This is a genomic window from Terrisporobacter glycolicus ATCC 14880 = DSM 1288 (assembly GCF_036812735.1).
In the GTDB taxonomy this organism is placed as follows: Bacteria; Bacillota; Clostridia; order Peptostreptococcales; family Peptostreptococcaceae; genus Terrisporobacter; species Terrisporobacter glycolicus.
On sequence record NZ_CP117523.1, the window covers coordinates 184108 to 202031 of the forward strand.

18 protein-coding genes are annotated in these 17924 nt (G+C 29.5%); all 18 read left to right on the forward strand.

Annotated elements, in window-relative coordinates:
- Nucleotides 1-39 precede the first annotated feature (39 nt).
- The 18 genes from spoIIE to atpE all read left to right on the forward strand — a co-directional run bounded on the left by spoIIE (nucleotide 40) and on the right by atpE (nucleotide 17881).
- The gene (spoIIE, locus tag TEGL_RS01120; protein ID WP_018591948.1) at nucleotides 40-2409 is read left to right on the forward strand and encodes a stage II sporulation protein E; all 2370 of its coding nucleotides are present in this window, start codon (nucleotides 40-42) and stop codon (nucleotides 2407-2409) included.
- A 270-nt stretch (nucleotides 2410-2679) separates the two neighbouring features.
- On the forward strand, nucleotides 2680-4551 hold the full coding sequence (gene pepF, locus TEGL_RS01125) for an oligoendopeptidase F (protein WP_018591947.1): 1872 nt from the start codon (nucleotides 2680-2682) through the stop codon (nucleotides 4549-4551).
- Between the two features lie 103 nt (nucleotides 4552-4654).
- Entirely contained in the window at nucleotides 4655-5542 is an 888-nt protein-coding gene (gene galU / locus TEGL_RS01130; RefSeq protein WP_018591946.1) for a UTP--glucose-1-phosphate uridylyltransferase GalU, read from the forward strand.
- Between the two features lie 338 nt (nucleotides 5543-5880).
- Complete coding sequence (gene glpX / locus TEGL_RS01135) at nucleotides 5881-6882, forward strand: class II fructose-bisphosphatase (protein WP_018591944.1); 1002 nt, start codon at nucleotides 5881-5883, stop codon at nucleotides 6880-6882.
- A 401-nt stretch (nucleotides 6883-7283) separates the two neighbouring features.
- Nucleotides 7284-8873 carry a transcription termination factor Rho gene (gene rho, locus TEGL_RS01140; protein ID WP_081617906.1) on the forward strand — a complete coding sequence of 530 codons (1590 nt, stop codon included), beginning with the start codon at nucleotides 7284-7286 and terminating at the stop codon, nucleotides 8871-8873.
- Between the two features lie 146 nt (nucleotides 8874-9019).
- Entirely contained in the window at nucleotides 9020-9220 is a 201-nt protein-coding gene (gene rpmE / locus TEGL_RS01145; protein WP_018591942.1) for a 50S ribosomal protein L31, read from the forward strand.
- Between the two features lie 123 nt (nucleotides 9221-9343).
- Nucleotides 9344-9916 carry a thymidine kinase gene (locus tag TEGL_RS01150; RefSeq protein WP_018591941.1) on the forward strand — a complete coding sequence of 191 codons (573 nt, stop codon included), beginning with the start codon at nucleotides 9344-9346 and terminating at the stop codon, nucleotides 9914-9916.
- A gap of 97 nt (nucleotides 9917-10013) precedes the next feature.
- Nucleotides 10014-10907, forward strand: coding sequence for a DUF1385 domain-containing protein (locus tag TEGL_RS01155; RefSeq protein ID WP_018591940.1), 894 nt, complete (start codon nucleotides 10014-10016; stop codon nucleotides 10905-10907).
- Nucleotides 10908-10926: 19 nt separating this feature from the next.
- Nucleotides 10927-11772: a peptide chain release factor N(5)-glutamine methyltransferase gene (gene prmC, locus TEGL_RS01160; protein ID WP_018591939.1), complete on the forward strand. Its 846-nt coding sequence runs from the start codon at nucleotides 10927-10929 to the stop codon at nucleotides 11770-11772.
- A gap of 44 nt (nucleotides 11773-11816) precedes the next feature.
- Nucleotides 11817-12881, forward strand: a complete 1065-nt coding sequence (gene prfA, locus TEGL_RS01165; RefSeq protein WP_018591938.1) for a peptide chain release factor 1 — start codon at nucleotides 11817-11819, stop codon at nucleotides 12879-12881.
- A 95-nt stretch (nucleotides 12882-12976) separates the two neighbouring features.
- Entirely contained in the window at nucleotides 12977-13657 is a 681-nt protein-coding gene (locus tag TEGL_RS01170) for a ZIP family metal transporter (protein WP_018591937.1), read from the forward strand.
- A gap of 29 nt (nucleotides 13658-13686) precedes the next feature.
- On the forward strand, nucleotides 13687-14724 hold the full coding sequence (locus TEGL_RS01175) for an L-threonylcarbamoyladenylate synthase (protein ID WP_018591936.1): 1038 nt from the start codon (nucleotides 13687-13689) through the stop codon (nucleotides 14722-14724).
- Between the two features lie 299 nt (nucleotides 14725-15023).
- Nucleotides 15024-15476: a ribose 5-phosphate isomerase B gene (gene rpiB, locus TEGL_RS01180; protein ID WP_018591935.1), complete on the forward strand. Its 453-nt coding sequence runs from the start codon at nucleotides 15024-15026 to the stop codon at nucleotides 15474-15476.
- 14 nt (nucleotides 15477-15490) lie between these two features.
- Nucleotides 15491-16120, forward strand: coding sequence for a uracil phosphoribosyltransferase (gene upp / locus TEGL_RS01185; protein ID WP_018591934.1), 630 nt, complete (start codon nucleotides 15491-15493; stop codon nucleotides 16118-16120).
- A gap of 86 nt (nucleotides 16121-16206) precedes the next feature.
- Nucleotides 16207-16437: an AtpZ/AtpI family protein gene (locus tag TEGL_RS01190; protein ID WP_018591933.1), complete on the forward strand. Its 231-nt coding sequence runs from the start codon at nucleotides 16207-16209 to the stop codon at nucleotides 16435-16437.
- Nucleotides 16438-16443: 6 nt separating this feature from the next.
- Nucleotides 16444-16833, forward strand: a complete 390-nt coding sequence (locus TEGL_RS01195) for an ATP synthase subunit I (RefSeq protein ID WP_018591932.1) — start codon at nucleotides 16444-16446, stop codon at nucleotides 16831-16833.
- A 4-nt stretch (nucleotides 16834-16837) separates the two neighbouring features.
- Nucleotides 16838-17542, forward strand: coding sequence for a F0F1 ATP synthase subunit A (gene atpB, locus TEGL_RS01200; protein ID WP_018591931.1), 705 nt, complete (start codon nucleotides 16838-16840; stop codon nucleotides 17540-17542).
- Between the two features lie 78 nt (nucleotides 17543-17620).
- A complete protein-coding gene (gene atpE, locus TEGL_RS01205) occupies nucleotides 17621-17881 on the forward strand; it encodes an ATP synthase F0 subunit C (RefSeq protein ID WP_018591930.1) in 261 nt (86 codons plus the stop codon).
- The last annotated feature ends 43 nt before the right edge of the window (nucleotides 17882-17924 follow it).

Here is a 17924-nt window from a genome sequence, read left to right on the forward strand (position 1 = left end):
TAATTCATTGTAAACAGTAAACAAAGGAGGAGATTTTTTATGGAGAGAAATGGAGCTGCAATAAAGAATAGAGGTATTAATTTAAATAAATTAAAAATAAATAAATATATAAACACAAAGACGGCGATTTTTATGCTGCTGGGATTTTTTCTTAGTCGATTCACCATTGTGGATGGGGTAGCACCCTTTGGAATAGCATTTTTCTTATTTTTTGTTAAATTAGATCAATATAAATATCAGGTATTTTTGTCAACTTTGTTGGGCATATTATTATCATTTAATGATATATCATCTGTTGCTAAGTACAGTATATGTTTAGTTATTATTTTCGCTTTTAGTAATAAGATTAAAAGGTTGGATTCTGTAGCCAAGATAAGTTTATTAGGAGCTGTAATATTACTTCCTATGTCTTTGGGACAAACAGCATATTATGGTAATAACAACATATACGATTTTATAATAGTTTTTATGGAGTTTGTAGTCACGTTTATTTCATCATATATATTTTCATTTGGGACAAAGTTTTTAATAAATAATAGGAACAAGATGTACATAAGTCCCGAGGAGGTAGTTTCCCTCAGCCTACTGATTGCCTTTAGTATAATAGGTATAGGCAATATAGGTTTATTTGGTGTTTCAGCTAGAGGGGTTTTAGCAACTGTGTTAATACTTATAGCATCTATACTTGGAGGATCAACTCTAGGTGCTACAAGTGGAGTTATCGTTGGTTTAGGTTTTATGATATCTAACGTAGTATCAGCCTTATACATGGGAGTATATTCTTTTGCAGGCCTTGTATCAGGGGCATTTAATAAATTAAATAAATATATTTCTATATTAGGATATTTATTAAGTTGGATTATAATATATTCCTATACTTCAGGAATAACTTCAAATTTATCAAAAATAATTGATATAGCCATAGGGTGTTTAATAGTTTCCTTAATACCAAAATCATTTTTTAATAAGATGGAGAAACTAGTAAAAACCAAGGTAGACTCTAACGAAGCTGTTTATGAATATATAACGAGAAGTAAAAATTTAACAAATAGCAAACTTATGAATATACAAAGAGTATATAGTGAGTTAGCTAATACTTTTGACAAGGTAAGAGAAAGAGACAAAGTAATAGACCAAAGAGATATATCTACAATAATTGATTTAATTCATAATGATGAATGCCAATATTGTAGTATGCAGCGAATTTGTTGGGAATCAAAATTTAATTATACTTACAACTTAATATATGAAATAATTGAAAAAATAGAGGATGGTGAGATAAGTACAAGGGATATTCCAGAAAATTTTAGGAAAGAGTGTATGAAGCCAGAGCTAATTGTAAGAGTAGCTAATTATTATTATAAACTATATGCTCTAGACTATGATTGGAGTATGAAACTAAGTGAAAGTAGAAAGGTTATATCAAAACAAATAAAAGACATATCCAAATCCATAGAATGTATATCCAAAGGCTTGGAGCATGATATTATGTTGAATTTGGACAAGGAAAAAGAAATCTTTGATGAGCTTCAAAGATACAATATAATTGTGGACAAGGTTAATTATATTCAAGAAAATAACGATGATTTTAAAATAGCCATCGAAATGAAAAACTGCAGAGATGGTTGCTTGTGTGATGAGAAATTATTAAAAATTATTTCTAACTTTTTAGGAGAAACTTTAGATATTCAAAAGATCGGGTGTCATTGTTTAGGAGAAAATTGTAAGGTTATTTTTACAAAAGCTGAGAAATTTAAGGTGGTCACAGAGGTAGCAACCATGTCTAGAGATGGTCATATATTCTGTGGAGACAATTATACATTCATGGAAATATATGATGGCAAATATATGATGGCAATAAGTGATGGTATGGGAAAAGGCAAAAAGGCATATGATGAATCATCTGTTACTATAGACATTTTGGAAAATATGATGGAAGCTAAAATTGACAAAGAGATAGTCATAAACACAATAAACAATATGCTTTTACTTAAATCATCGGAAGAAATTTTTTCTACACTGGATTTAGGTATAGTTGATTTGAAAAAAGGAAGGTTAGAAACTGTTAAAATGGGTGCTTGCTCAACATATATTAGTAGAGAAAATAAGGATGTGGATATAATTTCATCTTCTTCATTACCAGTTGGAATTTTATCTGAAATAAATTTAGACAGACACAATGTTAAAATAAAGAATGGTGATTTTATAATAATGGTCTCTGATGGAATTGTTGATGCTGGTAAAAATAATGACTTTGGAGAAAATTGGCTAATATACTTCCTAAAAAATTTAACAACAACTAATCCAAAGGAAATCGCAAATCAAATTTTAGACCGAGCTCTAGAATTACAGCTTGGAGAGGTAGATGATGATATGACCGTGTTGGTAACTAAAGTTGTCAGCAATTAAAATATAAATATCAACAAAAAAGTATAAATATCTATAAATTTTGTTGATAAGATTGTAAAAAATGTTGATAAATAGGAGGAATATGGTGAAGTAATGTGAATTTGTTAATATAAAACCGTTGAAAATACTAAAACATATTAAAAAGAAGGGGTGTTGATATGTGAATAAGATTGTGGATAAGTCTTGGTTACACACAATATGTAAAATTGAATAATTTGTAAAAAATAAGCCATCCTATTATTAAGTAACTTGATGAAAGGGTGGCTTTTTATGGGCAGAAAGTTATTAAAATTATTAATCGTTTTATTATTATTATTTGGAATTTATACTACAAGACAAGATAATTATCATAATTGTGCTACAGTTTTTGCACAAAATGAAAAAGATGAAGAGAAACCAAAAAAAGAAATTGATTATAGTAAGTATTGTTGGAATTTATATACCTTATATAAAAATGACGATGCATGGTCAAAAGACTTAAAAAAATTTAATCAAGAGATGAATGAGCTTGAAAACTATATAGGAAAATTAACAAAATCAAAAACTCATTTATCTTTAGGAATGGGAATAAAAGAAAAACTTGATATAAAGCTAAACTCTCTATCAGCTTATGCTAAGTTAAAAAAAGATTTAAATAAGAATTCCTATGAGTATCTAAACATGACAGAAGAAATTAAAAAATCTTATTCTAGGTATATGAAGATCACATCACAGTTGGAGTTAGAAATACTTAAATTATCAGATAAAGATTGTAATAAATATCTATCCGATAAAAAAATTAATAATAAGTATGGTATGTATATAAAAGATATTAGAAGAAATCAAAAACATTATTTAGATGATAAAAGTGAAAATATATTATCAAACATGTCATCTATAAATGGACTACCTAGTAATGTTTACGATTTATTTAGAAATATGGATAAAAAAACCAATACAACTCCTGCAGAATACGAAAATGCTATACAAGACTATAATAGAGAAAAAAGAGTAGAAGCTTATAAAAATGAATTTCTTCCATATAACGATAATGTAAATACTTTAGCAGGATTGTTAAGTGGACAGGTTAATAAAAATGTGTTTTATTCTTCAGTTAGAAATTATGACTCATCTTTGCAAATGCATTTAGACTCAGATAATATAGATGAAAAAGTCTATAAAGGATTAATAAAAACTGTAAGCAAAAATACAGATAGTTTACATAAGTATATTAGTCTTAGGAAAAAAGTTTTAAACTTAGATAAAGTATATTATTATGATATGTTTGTACCTATTGTTAGTGAATACGAAGAGGTTGTTTCTTATGATAAAGCTCAAGGTATGGTTTATTCTGCTTTGGCACCTTTGGGTGATGCATATGGAAGTATAGTTTATAAGGCATTTAATGAAAGATGGATAGATGTATACTCTAAAGAAAATAAAGTTAGCGGAGGATATTGTTTATCAGTGTATGACAATCATCCTTATATACTACTTAACTATAATAGCTCTATAGGAGGGGTATCTACATTAGTTCATGAACTTGGTCATGGAGTTTATGAGTATTTAAGTACTAAAAATCAAAACTTTTATAATTCTTCTCCATCTATTTTTACTCATGAAGTAGCATCAACAACTAATGAAGTACTTCTTTATGAAAATTTGATTAAAAATGCAAAAAATAATAAAGAAAAGGCGTATTATATTAGCATGTATTTAGATTTTATAAAAAATACACTATATACACAAACTATGTATGCGGAATTTGAAGATTATATACATGAATCTGCAGAAAATAATAAACAACTAAATGCATTAGTATTAAATGATAAATGGTCTATGTTGTTGAAAAAATACTATGGAGATGATTTTGAAGTAGATCCATTATCTATGGTGGGGTGGGCTAGAATACCTCATTTTTATAATAGTTTTTATGTATATAAATATGCAACAGGATGCTGTAGTGCTGTTACTTGTGCTCAAGATGTACTAAAAAATGGACCAGATAACTATTTGAATTTCCTTAAAAAAGGTGGTTCAGATTATCCTTTAAATCTGTTAAAATCTAATAATGTTGATTTAAATAGTCAAAAGCCTATTAAAAACACTATAGATAAATTTGATCAACTGGTAGATGAGTTAGAAAAATTATTAGAAGAGTAGTAATTGTTTAACTAATAATAAACATGACAAAACTATAAGTATGATGATAAAATAAATATGAATATAATTTATTGTATTTAAGATTATTGGAGGGAATAACATTATGCAAAGGAAAATAAGAAAAGCGGTGATACCTGCGGCAGGTCTCGGAACAAGATTTCTACCAGCAACAAAGGCTCAACCAAAAGAAATGTTACCTATTGTTGATAAACCAACCTTGCAATATATAATTGAGGAAGCTGTGGCTTCTGGAATAGAGGAAATATTAATAATAACTGGTAAAAATAAAAAATCTATTGAAGATCATTTTGATAAATCAGTAGAGTTAGAATTAGAACTTGAACAAAAAGGAAAGACAGAATTACTAGAAATAGTTAGAGATATATCTAAGATGATAAACATCTATTATATAAGACAAAAGGAGCCTAAGGGACTTGGAGATGCCATATATTGTGCAAGAAGTTTCATAGGAGATGAACCTTTTGCTGTCATGCTTGGAGATGATATTGTAGATAATGACGTTCCATGCTTGAGACAACTTATGGATGCTTATGAGGAATATAGAACTACTATTCTTGGAGTTCAAACAGTTGAAAGTGAAAATGTAAATAAGTATGGTATAATAGATGCCAAACATATAGAAGATAGAGTTTACAAAGTTAAGGATCTAGTTGAAAAGCCTGATATAGATAAAGCACCTTCTAATATTGCAATTTTAGGAAGATATATAATTACACCTGAAATATTTGATATACTAGAAGACTTACCTATAGGAAAAGGTGGAGAAGTTCAGTTAACAGATGCCTTAAAAAGACTATCTAAAAAAGAGGCTATGTACGCATATAATTTTGAGGGAAGAAGATACGATGTGGGGGACAAATTAGGTTTCCTAGAAGCTACTGTAGATTTTGCTCTTAAAAAAGATGAGTTAAGAGATGATTTTATGAAATATCTTAAAAAAGTTAGCCTTGAAGACGCTGATAAAGAATAGGTACAAAATTTAGAGAGGTGATTCATATGGCTAAAAATATGCAAAAAAAAATGACTAAAGTTCTAGCAATAGGAATAGCTGTAATTTTTATATTAACAAGTATTTCTACGTTAATAAGAATGTTAGCATCGTCATTATAGTGAAAAGCTGGTCTTTTAAGACTGGCTTTTTTTATGTGAACAAAACTACTATTTATATATGATTGTACAATAAAAAATTATAGTGTATCACATTTGTATTTATAATAAAAAATAAAATAGTATATGGTATACTATTTACTAAAATAAGTATATAATATATAATTTTCTATGTAATATAATAAAGGAGATGGGAAATTAATGGATAGAAATTTAGCATTAGAACTTGTAAGAGTAACAGAAGCAGCAGCATTAGTATCTTCTCAGTTTATGGGAAGAGGAGATAAAAATGGAGCAGATGGAGCTGCGGTAGAAGCGATGAGAAGAGCTTTTGAATCTGTGAAAATTAAGGGAGAAGTAGTTATTGGCGAAGGTGAGTTAGATGAAGCACCGATGCTTTATATAGGGGAAAAGGTTGGATTACAAACAGAGGATTCTATGGAAGTTGATATAGCTGTGGATCCACTTGATGGAACTACACTAATAGCAAAAGGACTGCCAAATGCCATATCAGTAATCGCTGTTGGGAAAAAAGGTTCCCTACTTCATGCCCCAGACACCTATATGAAAAAAATTGTCGTTGGGCCAAAAGCAAAAGGATGTATAGACTTAGATAAAAGTGTTGAAGAAAATATATTAAGTGTGGCAAAAGCTTTAGGTAAAAAAACTACGCAAATGACAATAATGACACAAGATAGAGAAAGACATAATTATATAATTGAACCGGCTAGAAAATTAGGTTGCCAAATAAGAATGTTTGGTGATGGAGATGTAGCTACAGGTATTGCTACTTGTTTTGAAGAAACTGGTGTAGATATACTTATGGGAATCGGTGGAGGACCAGAAGGTGTAATAACAGCAGCAGCTATAAAATGTATGGGTGGAGATATGCAAGCGCAAATTTACCCTATGAGTGAACAAGAAAGAAACAGATGTCATGAGATGGGACTATCTGATGAAGATATAGAAAAGAAATTAACTTTAGAAGATTTAGCTAAAGGTGATGATTTATTCTTTGCTGCCACAGGAATTACAGAAGGGAACTTATTAAAAGGTGTAATAAATGTAGGAGATAATAAAGCTAAAACTGAATCTATTGTAATGAGAGGAAAGACAGGAACAATAAGATTTGTAGATGCAACTCATAACCTTGATAAAAACGAAATACTTATTGATTTAATGAAAAAATATAATATGGAATAAATAAAAAGTGGGCAAACTGTCCACTTTTTTATAATTTTAAATATTTTTAATGTAAAAATAGAACTATTTGAAGTGGTATCAACGTATTGGCATACATGTGGAATAAAAGTATCTTGTTAGTTACCTTAAAAGTAGGGCCTATGTAGTGACTTAAACGAAATAAATTTTTTTGATTTTGATGAATAAATTTACAAATAATAGTAAAAATAATAAAAAAGATAAGAACTAGGAGTTTTACGTGTTGACCATGATATTTAATAGTGATATTATTAGTTTATTAAATTTCATATTTAAAAAAATTACTTTTCTTTTTCACACCCTATATTCCCTATAAAATTAAAATTTAATTACAGCCTTAAATAAAATGTGAGGAGGTTCCTTTGAATTTGGAAAATATAACAATGGAAGAATTGAGTAAAAAGACTTTAGCGGAGCTTAGACAAATAGCTAAAGACTTAGATATAAAATCAGTTACTAAATACAAAAAAAATGAATTAATTGAGTTAATTAATAGCAACTCAAAAAATAATAATGAAAAAGATAAGAAGATGTTAGGTAATAATGAAGTAAGCACAAATAAAGAATATCATAATGAAGATATAGAGGCTAAAGAACAAAAACAGGGAAGAGAAAATATAGATAATAGTGGGGACAGAAACAAACAATTTATTAATAGAAATAGTGATACGGAAAATTTTAAACCTGGTGATAAATTAGATAATAGATCTTATGTGAAAACCCATAGTAGAGAAAATCAAAACAATTCTCGTAATTTCAACAATAATAATAAAACCTCAAGTATGGAAAATAGAAATCAGAGAAATAATAAAAGTAATTATGTACCAAAAGTTGTTGAAGAATCTAAAATAATTAATGAGTTTAATACTTCTAAAGATGATGAAGTAGTTGGAGTTTTAGAAATACTTCCTGATGGATTTGGTTTCTTAAGAGGATCTAATTATCAGTCTACAGATGAAGACGTATATGTTTCTCCATCTCAAATAAGAAGATTTAACCTTCAAACAGGAGATAAAGTTAGAGGTATAACAAGACATCCAAAAACAGGAGAAAAGTTTAGAGCATTACTATTTGTACAGAAAGTTAATGAGGAAAACCCAGAAACTTGTATAAACAGAAAATCATTTGTTAACTTAACACCAATATACCCAGAGGAAAGACTGACACTTGAAAAAAGTCAAAATGAAATATCAACTAGATTAATCGATTTAATTTCGCCAATAGGGAAGGGACAAAGGGGTCTTATAGTTGCGCCACCAAAGGCAGGGAAAACTATACTTCTTAAAAGTGTGGCTAATAGCATTGCCAAAAACCATCCTAATGTGGAATTAATAGTATTACTAATAGATGAGAGACCAGAAGAAGTTACAGATATGAGAGAATCTATTAATGGTGATGTTATTTATTCAACATTTGACCAAGTATCAAATCATCATGTTAAAGTTGCAGAAATGGTATTAAATAGAGCTCAAAGACTTGTTGAACATGGAAAAGATGTTGTAATACTTCTTGATAGTATAACAAGATTAGCAAGAGCTTATAACTTAACAATATCACCAACAGGAAGAACTTTATCAGGGGGGCTTGACCCAGGAGCGCTACATGGACCTAAAAAGTTCTTCGGAGCAGCTAGAAATATTAGACAAGGTGGTTCATTAACAATACTTGCGACTGCATTAGTAGAGACGGGTTCTAGAATGGATGATGTAATATTCGAAGAATTCAAAGGAACTGGTAATATGGAGCTACATCTAGATAGAAAACTTGCCGAAAAGAGAATATTCCCTGCTGTAGATATTTATAAGTCAGGAACAAGAAGAGAAGACTTACTACTTACAGAAGAAGAAAAAACAGCTTTATGGAAACTAAGAAAAGAAATGAGCAATAACTCTATATTAGAAGTCACAGATAACCTAATTGATGCGCTAAAGAAAACAAAAACTAATGAAGAATTTATAAGAGGTATTAAGTAAAATCTATAAACCTAAAATCATATGACGAAGAAATACAAAAATCCTTGTATCACTAAAAAACATGTGATATAATGATGTAGTTGAAGATGAAAACTTAAAATTAATATAATTAATTTAGAATATAATTGAAAAAGAGGTGACTAAGAATGCAAAAAGATATACAACCAAAATACAATGCAGTTGAAGTACACTGTGCATGTGGAAATACTTTCATGGCTGGTTCAACTAAGGACGAAATAAGAGTTGAAATATGTTCAGAGTGCCATCCTTTCTATACTGGAAAGCAAAAGAACATAGAAAAAGGTGGAAGAATCGACAAATTCAAAAAAAGATTCAAAATGGATTAATTATTGTAAAAAAAGGGGTTGGTTATCCAACTCCTATTTTATTTCCCTAATTACTAAAAAAATACATAATTTTAGAATATTATCAATAATAACATTAGATAAAAGCTTAGGAGGTTCGAAAATATGTATAGACCAGTAAACCATGGTTATATTGAAGTAGTAGTTGGACCTATGTATAGTGGAAAGAGCGAAGAATTAATAAGAAGATTAAAGAGAGCTAAAATTGCAAAACAAAATATTATTGTATTTAAACCTCATATAGATGATAGATATAGTAAAAAAGATGTTGTATCTCATAGTGGGGACAGTATAGAAGCTATTCCAATAAAAGAAACATCTAGCATCTATGATTTAATAGATGAAGATGTTCAAGTTGTTGGTATAGATGAGGTGCAATTTTTTGACGAAGAAATAGTAGATATTGCTGTTGACTTAGCCAACAAGGGAGTAAGAGTTATAGCAGCAGGTCTAGATATGGATTTCAAAGGAGAACCATTTGGTCCTACACCAAGACTTTTAGCGGTTGCAGAATTTGTAGATAAAATTCAAGCTATTTGCTCTGTGTGTGGCCAACCAGCAACAAGATCACAAAGATTAATAGATGGAAAACCGGCAAAATATGATGATCCTATTATTCAAGTAGGAGCTGTAGAAAGCTATGAAGCTAGATGCAGAAAGTGTCATGTGGTAAAGTAAATTATTAACCCCTTAAAAGTATAATATAATACTCTAAGGGGAATTTTTATATTATAATAGTTTTAGTGTTAGAAAAATTATTATGAGGAGTATTACCATGAAAAAGCAAAGTGTTGGAGGGCAAGCTGTAATTGAAGGTGTTATGATGCAGTCTAAAAATTACAGAGCGATTGCTGTTAGAAAAAGCAATGGAGAAATTGAATTAAAAAAACAGAGAATAAAAAGTTGGATAAAAGATAAAAAGATTGATAAGATACCTTTTTTAAGAGGTTCATTTATATTATTTGAAACTATGATAGAAGGTATGAAAAGCTTAAACTATTCATCAGAATTTTTTTTAGGAGAAGAAGAAGAGGAAGATGCAATAGATAGATTTCTAAAAAGAATATTTAAAGATAAAGCTAATGATGCAATTATGGCAGTATCTCTTATTTTAGCAATGATTCTTTCTGTTGGATTATTTGTATTAATACCAACATCTATAGGAGGGTTATTTTCATCATTTATACACAACAATATAATACTTAATTTGATTGAAGGTTTATTTAGAATATGTATATTAATATTATATATGTTATTAATATCTAGAAATAAAGATATAAAAAGAACCTTTATGTATCATGGAGCAGAACATAAGGCTATTTATTGCTATGAAAGTGGTTTAGAGTTAACAGTAGAAAACGCAAGAAAATTCACAACTCTGCATCCTAGATGTGGTACAAACTTCTTATTTATAGTAATGGCAACATCAATTATATTATTTTCTTTCTTTGGATGGCCAAATATTTTAGCTAGAATAGCAATGAGAATATTATGTATACCTATAGTTGCTGGAATATCTTATGAAATAATAAAATTTCTTGGGAAATATAATAATATATTAAGTAAAATTGTTGCATATCCAGGAATGATGCTTCAACATATTACTACAAATGAACCAAATGATGAACAATTAGAGGTAGCAATAAAAGCATTGAAGGCTGTAATTTAATATAAATAAGGAGAAACTTATGACTATTAAGGAAATAATTATAAGATATTCAAAGGAACTTGAAGAAATAAGTCCTACGCCTAGACTTGATGTGGAAATATTACTACAAAAAGTCCTTTGTGTAGATAGATTATATATACTTTTGAACTTGGAGAAATCATTAAGTGAGGATGAAGAAAAACTATTTAGTAAATTTATAAATGAAAGATTAAATAATAGACCAATTGCTTATATTGTAGGAAATCGTGAATTTATGGGGTTGGATTTCTATGTTCAAGAAGGTGTTTTAATACCAAGACCAGACACAGAAGTGTTAGTAGAAGAAGTTATTGAATTAGGAAAAAGCAGAGGAGCTATAAATATACTTGATATTGGAACAGGCTCTGGCGCTATTACTGTTAGTTTAGCTAAATACTTAGACAATGCTAAAATTACTTCTGTAGATATATCAGATATAGCTTTGGAAATAGGCAAAAAAAATGCTGAAAGTAATAATGTAAATGATAGAATAACGTTTATTAAATCGGACTTATTTACTAATATAGATAATGATATGAGATTTGATATAATAGTATCTAATCCTCCGTATATAAAAAGAGAAGTCATAGAAACCTTAGATAAACAAGTTAAAGATTTTGAACCATATAATGCATTGGAAGGTGGAATAGATGGATTAGATTTTTATAGAAGTATAACTAGACAATCTAAAAAGTATCTTAATAAAGATGGAATTTTAGCTTATGAAGTAGGTCATGACCAAAGTGAAGAAGTGAGTAAGTTAATGGAGTCAGATGGATATACTAATATATATACTATAAAAGACTTGCAACAAATTGACAGAGTTGTTATAGGAAGTGTTTTATGATATAATAAAATGCTGAGATTGTACGAATAAAAGAGGTGAAAAGTATGTTAAACAAGCTACAGGTTTTAGAAGATAAATATATAGATTTAACTGAAAAAATCAGTGATATGGAAATAATAAATGACCAAAAAGTTTGGCAAAAGTATATGAAAGAACATGCAGATTTAGAACCTATCGTTCATAAATACAGAGAATATAAAAATGTATTAAATGACCTTAGTGAATCTAAAGCTATTTTAGAAGAAGAGTCTGATGAGGAACTAAGAGAATTAGCTAAAATGGAAATATCTGAATTAGAAGGTCAGGTTGAACCATTAGAAGCAGAATTAAAGATTCTTTTATTACCAAAAGATCCTAACGATGAGAAGAACGTTATAGTTGAGATAAGAGGTGGAGCAGGTGGAGATGAAGCAGCTCTATTTGCAGGGAATTTATTCAGAATGTATTCTAGATATACAGAAAGAAGAAGATGGAAAATAGAACTTTTAAGTGCTAGTGATACTGGTGTTGGAGGATACAAGGAAGTATCTTTCTTAATAAAAGGTAGGGGTGCGTACTCAAGACTTAAATATGAGTCAGGAGTTCATAGAGTTCAAAGAATACCAGCTACTGAATCTGGAGGGAGAATCCATACATCTACTGCCACAGTTGCAGTTTTACCAGAAGTGGAAGATGTAGAAGTAGAAATAAGCCCGAATGACTTAAGAATAGACGTGTTCCGTGCATCAGGAAATGGTGGACAGTGTGTAAATACAACTGATTCAGCAGTTAGAATAACTCATCTACCTACTGGTGAAGTTGTATCTTGTCAAGATGAAAAATCACAATTAAAAAATAAAGAAAAAGCTTTAAAAGTATTAAAAGCTAGACTTTATGACAAAGCTCTATCAGAACAACATGACGAAGTTGCAGCAGAAAGAAGAAGTCAGGTTGGTACAGGAGATAGATCTGAAAGAATAAGAACTTACAACTACCCACAAGGTAGAGTAAGTGATCATAGAATAAATTTAACTCTTTATAAGTTAGAACAATTTTTAGATGGTGATATAGACGAGATGATAGATGCACTAATTACGGAAGATCAAACTAAAAAGATGACAGCAATATAAAATCCCTAAACTTTTAGGGATTTTTTCTATAGCCACTTAAATATAATTGAATATAGTGATATATTAAAATATAAATATGGGGTGAGTTAAATAGAATGATACTAAAAGTCACGTTGATAGGACTATTGGCTGGAGTATTAGGTACAGGAATTGGTGGTATAGTATCTGCGATATTTAGAAAAGAAGTAGACAAGTATCTTAATTTTTGTATGGGATTTTCCGGTGGAATTATGTTAGCTGTAGTAGTTTTTGATTTGATGAAAGAGGCAATGGAATCAAGTGGTTTAGTTTATACGGTAGTATTTACATTTATGGGAGTACTACTAACAATGTTTATTAAAAGTAGACTAGACTTAGATGAAGATATGAAGTCAGGGTATTTAATATTTATAAGTATACTACTACATAATTTGCCAGAAGGACTGGCAATAGGATCATCCTTTGTATCAGCACAAACTCTAGGAATCACTCTTGCTATAGTAATTGGACTACATAATATACCAGAAGGGCTAGCTACGGCTCTTAGTTTGGCTGGCGCTAGAGTTCCGACAAAAAAAATAATTTTATTTACATTTATAGCAGGTATACCTATGGGAATAGGGAGTTTTTTAGGAGTATATTTTGCAGGTATTTTTAAATCTTTAATTGGTGTATTTCTATCTTTGGCAGCAGGAACAATGTTGTTTGTAGTTTTAGACGAAATAATGCCAAAATCTAAAAGTCTATATAGTATAATAGGTTTTTTAACAGGAACAATAATTGTATATTGTATATAGATTTACTTAAGAAGGGAGTGATAAGCAAGATGACATTTATAAGTAGAATTGATGAGAAACATATAAACAAAGATGAAATAAAAAAACAAGCGAAAATACTAAAAGAAGGAAAAACAGTAATATTTCCTACAGAAACAGTTTATGGATTAGGTGCAAATGCTCTTGATGAAAATGCTGTAAGTAAAATTTATGAGGCAAAAGGGAGACCTAGTGATAATCCACTAATAGTACATATATATGATAAAAAACAAGTTAATGACCTAGCAAAAGATATTAATGAAAATGCACAAATTATAATGAATAAATTTTGGCCAGGTCCAATAACTATTATATTGAAGAAAAAAGATATAGTGCCGATGAGAACTAGTGGTGGTTTAGACACAGTTGCAATTAGAATGCCCTCTAATCCTATTGCAAAGGCTCTTTTAGAAGAAGTTAAATTGCCAATTGCTGCTCCATCTGCTAATATTTCAGGAAGACCATCACCTACAAGAGGAAAGCATGTACATGAAGAAATGAACAATAGAGTAGATGGAATTATTTTGGGAGGAGATTGCCCCTTTGGTCTAGAATCAACAGTACTAGACCTAACAAATGATATTCCTACTATATTAAGACCAGGTAGTGTTACAAAAGAAGATTTAGAAAGTGTTATTGGTCAGGTAAATATTGATCCAGCTTTAGAGAATAAAGAAGATAATATCAAGGCAAAGGCACCTGGGATGAAATATAAACATTACTCACCAAATGCAGATGTATATATTGTATCAGGTGATATAGATAATGTCGTAAAAAAAGTAAATGAATTGTCTTATGATGGATCTAAAAAAGGATTAAAATGTGCAGTTATGTGTTTGGAAGAAAATAATAATAAATATAAGTGTGATACAATAGTATTAGGTCGAAATTTGGAAGAAGTTGCTTCGAATTTATTTAATTCACTTATTACTGCAGATGAGGGCAAATACGATATTGTATATACAGAGGAATTTTCAAATTTGGGGGTTGGTAGAGCTATAATGAATAGGCTACTTAAATCTGCTGGGTATAAAATAATAAAAGTATAAAATAATAAAAGTATGAAGTGGAAAAGTTAAAAAATAATCATTATAAAATTATCAATAGTATTTTAACAAGAAATAAATACAAATTTTGGTTAGATTGGTAAAATATGTATTGGATTCAAATAAAAACTAATAAAATATTAAAAAAAGTTGTGCTTTTCTATGGAGTATTAATAAAAAATTATGTATAATTAAATAAACTAGTTAAAAAAAAATCAAACATAAAAAATGCTGTGTGATTGGAATAATTATCACAAGTTTTAAAATATAATTACTTTACATACTAAAAAGGAGTTCTAATTATGAGAATAGGTTTGGGATGTGACCATGGAGGATTTAATTTAAAATCAGATATTATTGATTTTCTAAAATCGAAAGGAATAGACTACATAGATTTTGGCACGAATAATGCACAAGATTCAGTAGATTATCCAATATATGGGGAGAAAGTTGCAAATGCAGTTATTTCAAAAGAAGTAGATTATGGAATTGTATGTTGTGGAACAGGAATAGGTATATCTTTAGCAGCAAATAAAGTTCCTGGTATAAGATGTGCTGTTGTTTCAGATGTTTTTTCAGCAAAAATGTCTAAGGCACACAACAATGCAAATATGTTATCTCTAGGAGAAAGAGTATTAGGAAGAGGTCTTGCATTAGAAATAGTAGAGGCTTGGATTAATACAGAATTTGAAGGAGATAGACATTTAAGAAGAGTTAACATGATAGTTGATATAGAAAAAAAGCATAATAAATAGGAGGTTTAATAGTAATGAGCAAAGTTATAGTTACGGATCATCCGTTAATACAACACAAATTAACAATAATGAGAGATAAAGAAACTGGGTCTAAAGACTTTAGAGAATTATTAACAGAAATAACAATGTTAATGGGATACGAAGTTACTAGAGATTTACAATTAGTTGATGTAGAAATAGAAACACCTGTTGTAAAATCTACTCAAAAAATGATATCAGGTAAAAAATTAGGAATAGTACCTATATTAAGAGCAGGACTTGGAATGGTTGATGGATTTATAAGCTTAATACCAGCAGCTAAAGTTGGTCATTTAGGTCTTTATAGAGATCCTGAGACATTAAAGCCAGTTGAATATTACTCTAAATTTCCACAAGATATAGATGAAAGAGAAATGATAGTAGTTGACCCAATGCTTGCAACAGGTGGTTCAGCAGTGGCAGCTATAGATGTTTTAAAAGCAAAAGGAGCAAAAAGTATAAAGCTAGTCAACTTAGTTGCAGCTCCAGAAGGAATAGCTGAAGTACAAAAATATCACAATGATGTAGATATATATGTAGCAGCTATAGATGAAAAATTAAATGATCACGGATACATAGTTCCAGGATTAGGAGATGCTGGAGATAGATTATTTGGTACTAAATAGTATATCTTAAGGAATCTATTGCTTAAATAGATTCCTTATTATAGATAAAATAACTATATTCTTAGTATAGAGGAGCATAGTTTTATATGAGTAATAAAAAAAGTACAGGTGCACAAATAGCACAAATGCTTTCTTTAATAAGTCAGCTAGGTATTATGATGGTTGTTTCCATATTTGGATGTTTTTTTATAGGCAAATTTATCGATGATAAATTGAATACAAAACCTATTTTCATGCTAATATTTTTAGTATTGGGAGTAGGAGGAGCTTTTATGTCTGTATATAAAACTGTAATTGGATACACAAAAAGGAAGTGATAGAATATGGATATAAAAGTACAACAAGAAGTTAAAGAAATAACAAAGGGTATATGTATATATGCCATTATAATAGGAATAATATCTTTAGTTGTTTCTAAACAACCAATCCATGTAATATTGGGAGTTGTTTTTGGTAGTATAATTGCCATACTTAATTTTAGGTTATTAGCAATTACCTTGGAAAAAGCAGCAGACATGCCACCAGGAAAAGCTCAAGCTTATTCCGGAATTAGATATTTGATAAGGATGTTTATTGTAGCAGTAGTTTTATTTGTTTCAGTGAAAAATCCAAATATACATGTTATAGGGACAGTCTTAGGATTAATAAGTACTCAGATTGTTATATTTATAAAAAAACTTATAATATCAAGAATATCGAGAAAGGAGGTATAAATAAGTGAAGTATACACAATGGGTCATTGAATTTGCAAATGGTTTTAAGATTAGTGAAACTGTTGTAACTAGTTGGATTATAATGGTTGGGTTAATAGTAGTAGCATTTTTATTAACAAGGAATCTTCAACCAGTACCAACTACAAAAAGACAAATTATGTTAGAGTATGCCGTTGGATCACTTAGAGGCCTTATTCATGGAAACATGGGTGATGATATAGAAAAAAGAATGCCTAATATATTCCCTTATATTGGATCTTTATTTCTTTTCTTCGTATGTTCCAACTTGATTGGTTTATTAGGTTTTAAGTCGCCAACTACTGATGTAGACACAACTTTAGCCTGGGCTTTAATTACTTGCTTCTTAATTTACTATGAAGGGGTTAAAGCTAAAGGACCAGGATACTTTAAAGGTTTATTAGAACCAGTTCCGTTATTATTACCACTTAACATAGTAGGTGAATTTGCTAGACCAATATCGCTTACATTCCGTCCATTTGGTAATATTTTAGGAGGAACAGTAATTATGGGATTACTTTATCAATTATTAGCATTTATATCATCATTGATACCAAATGTTTCAATTCCATTTTTACAACTATTAATACCAGTACCATTACATTTCTACTTTGATTTATTTGCAGGATGTTTACAAGCATTTATATTCATAATGCTAACAATGGTATTTGTTTCAAACTCAACAGAGTAAAAATATATGCAAATTAAATATTGGCATATTAGAATAATAATAAAAAATAAAAGTTAAAATTCGAGGAGGATTAAAATTATGGAAATTACTACTTTACAACAAGGAATCGCTATAGCAGGTTCTGCAATAGGTGCAGGTATAGCAGTTATAGCTGGTATAGGTGCAGGTATAGGTCAAGGATATGCAGCTGGTAAAGGTGCAGAAGCTGTTGGTAATCAACCAGAAGCTAAAGGAGATATAATCTCTACAATGCTATTAGGTGCTGCAGTTGCAGAGTCTACAGGTATATATGGTCTTGTTATATCTATAATCTTAATATTCGCTAATCCATGGGTATAGAATTGAAGATGATTTGTAATAAGATTTTATAGTTAGGAGAAAT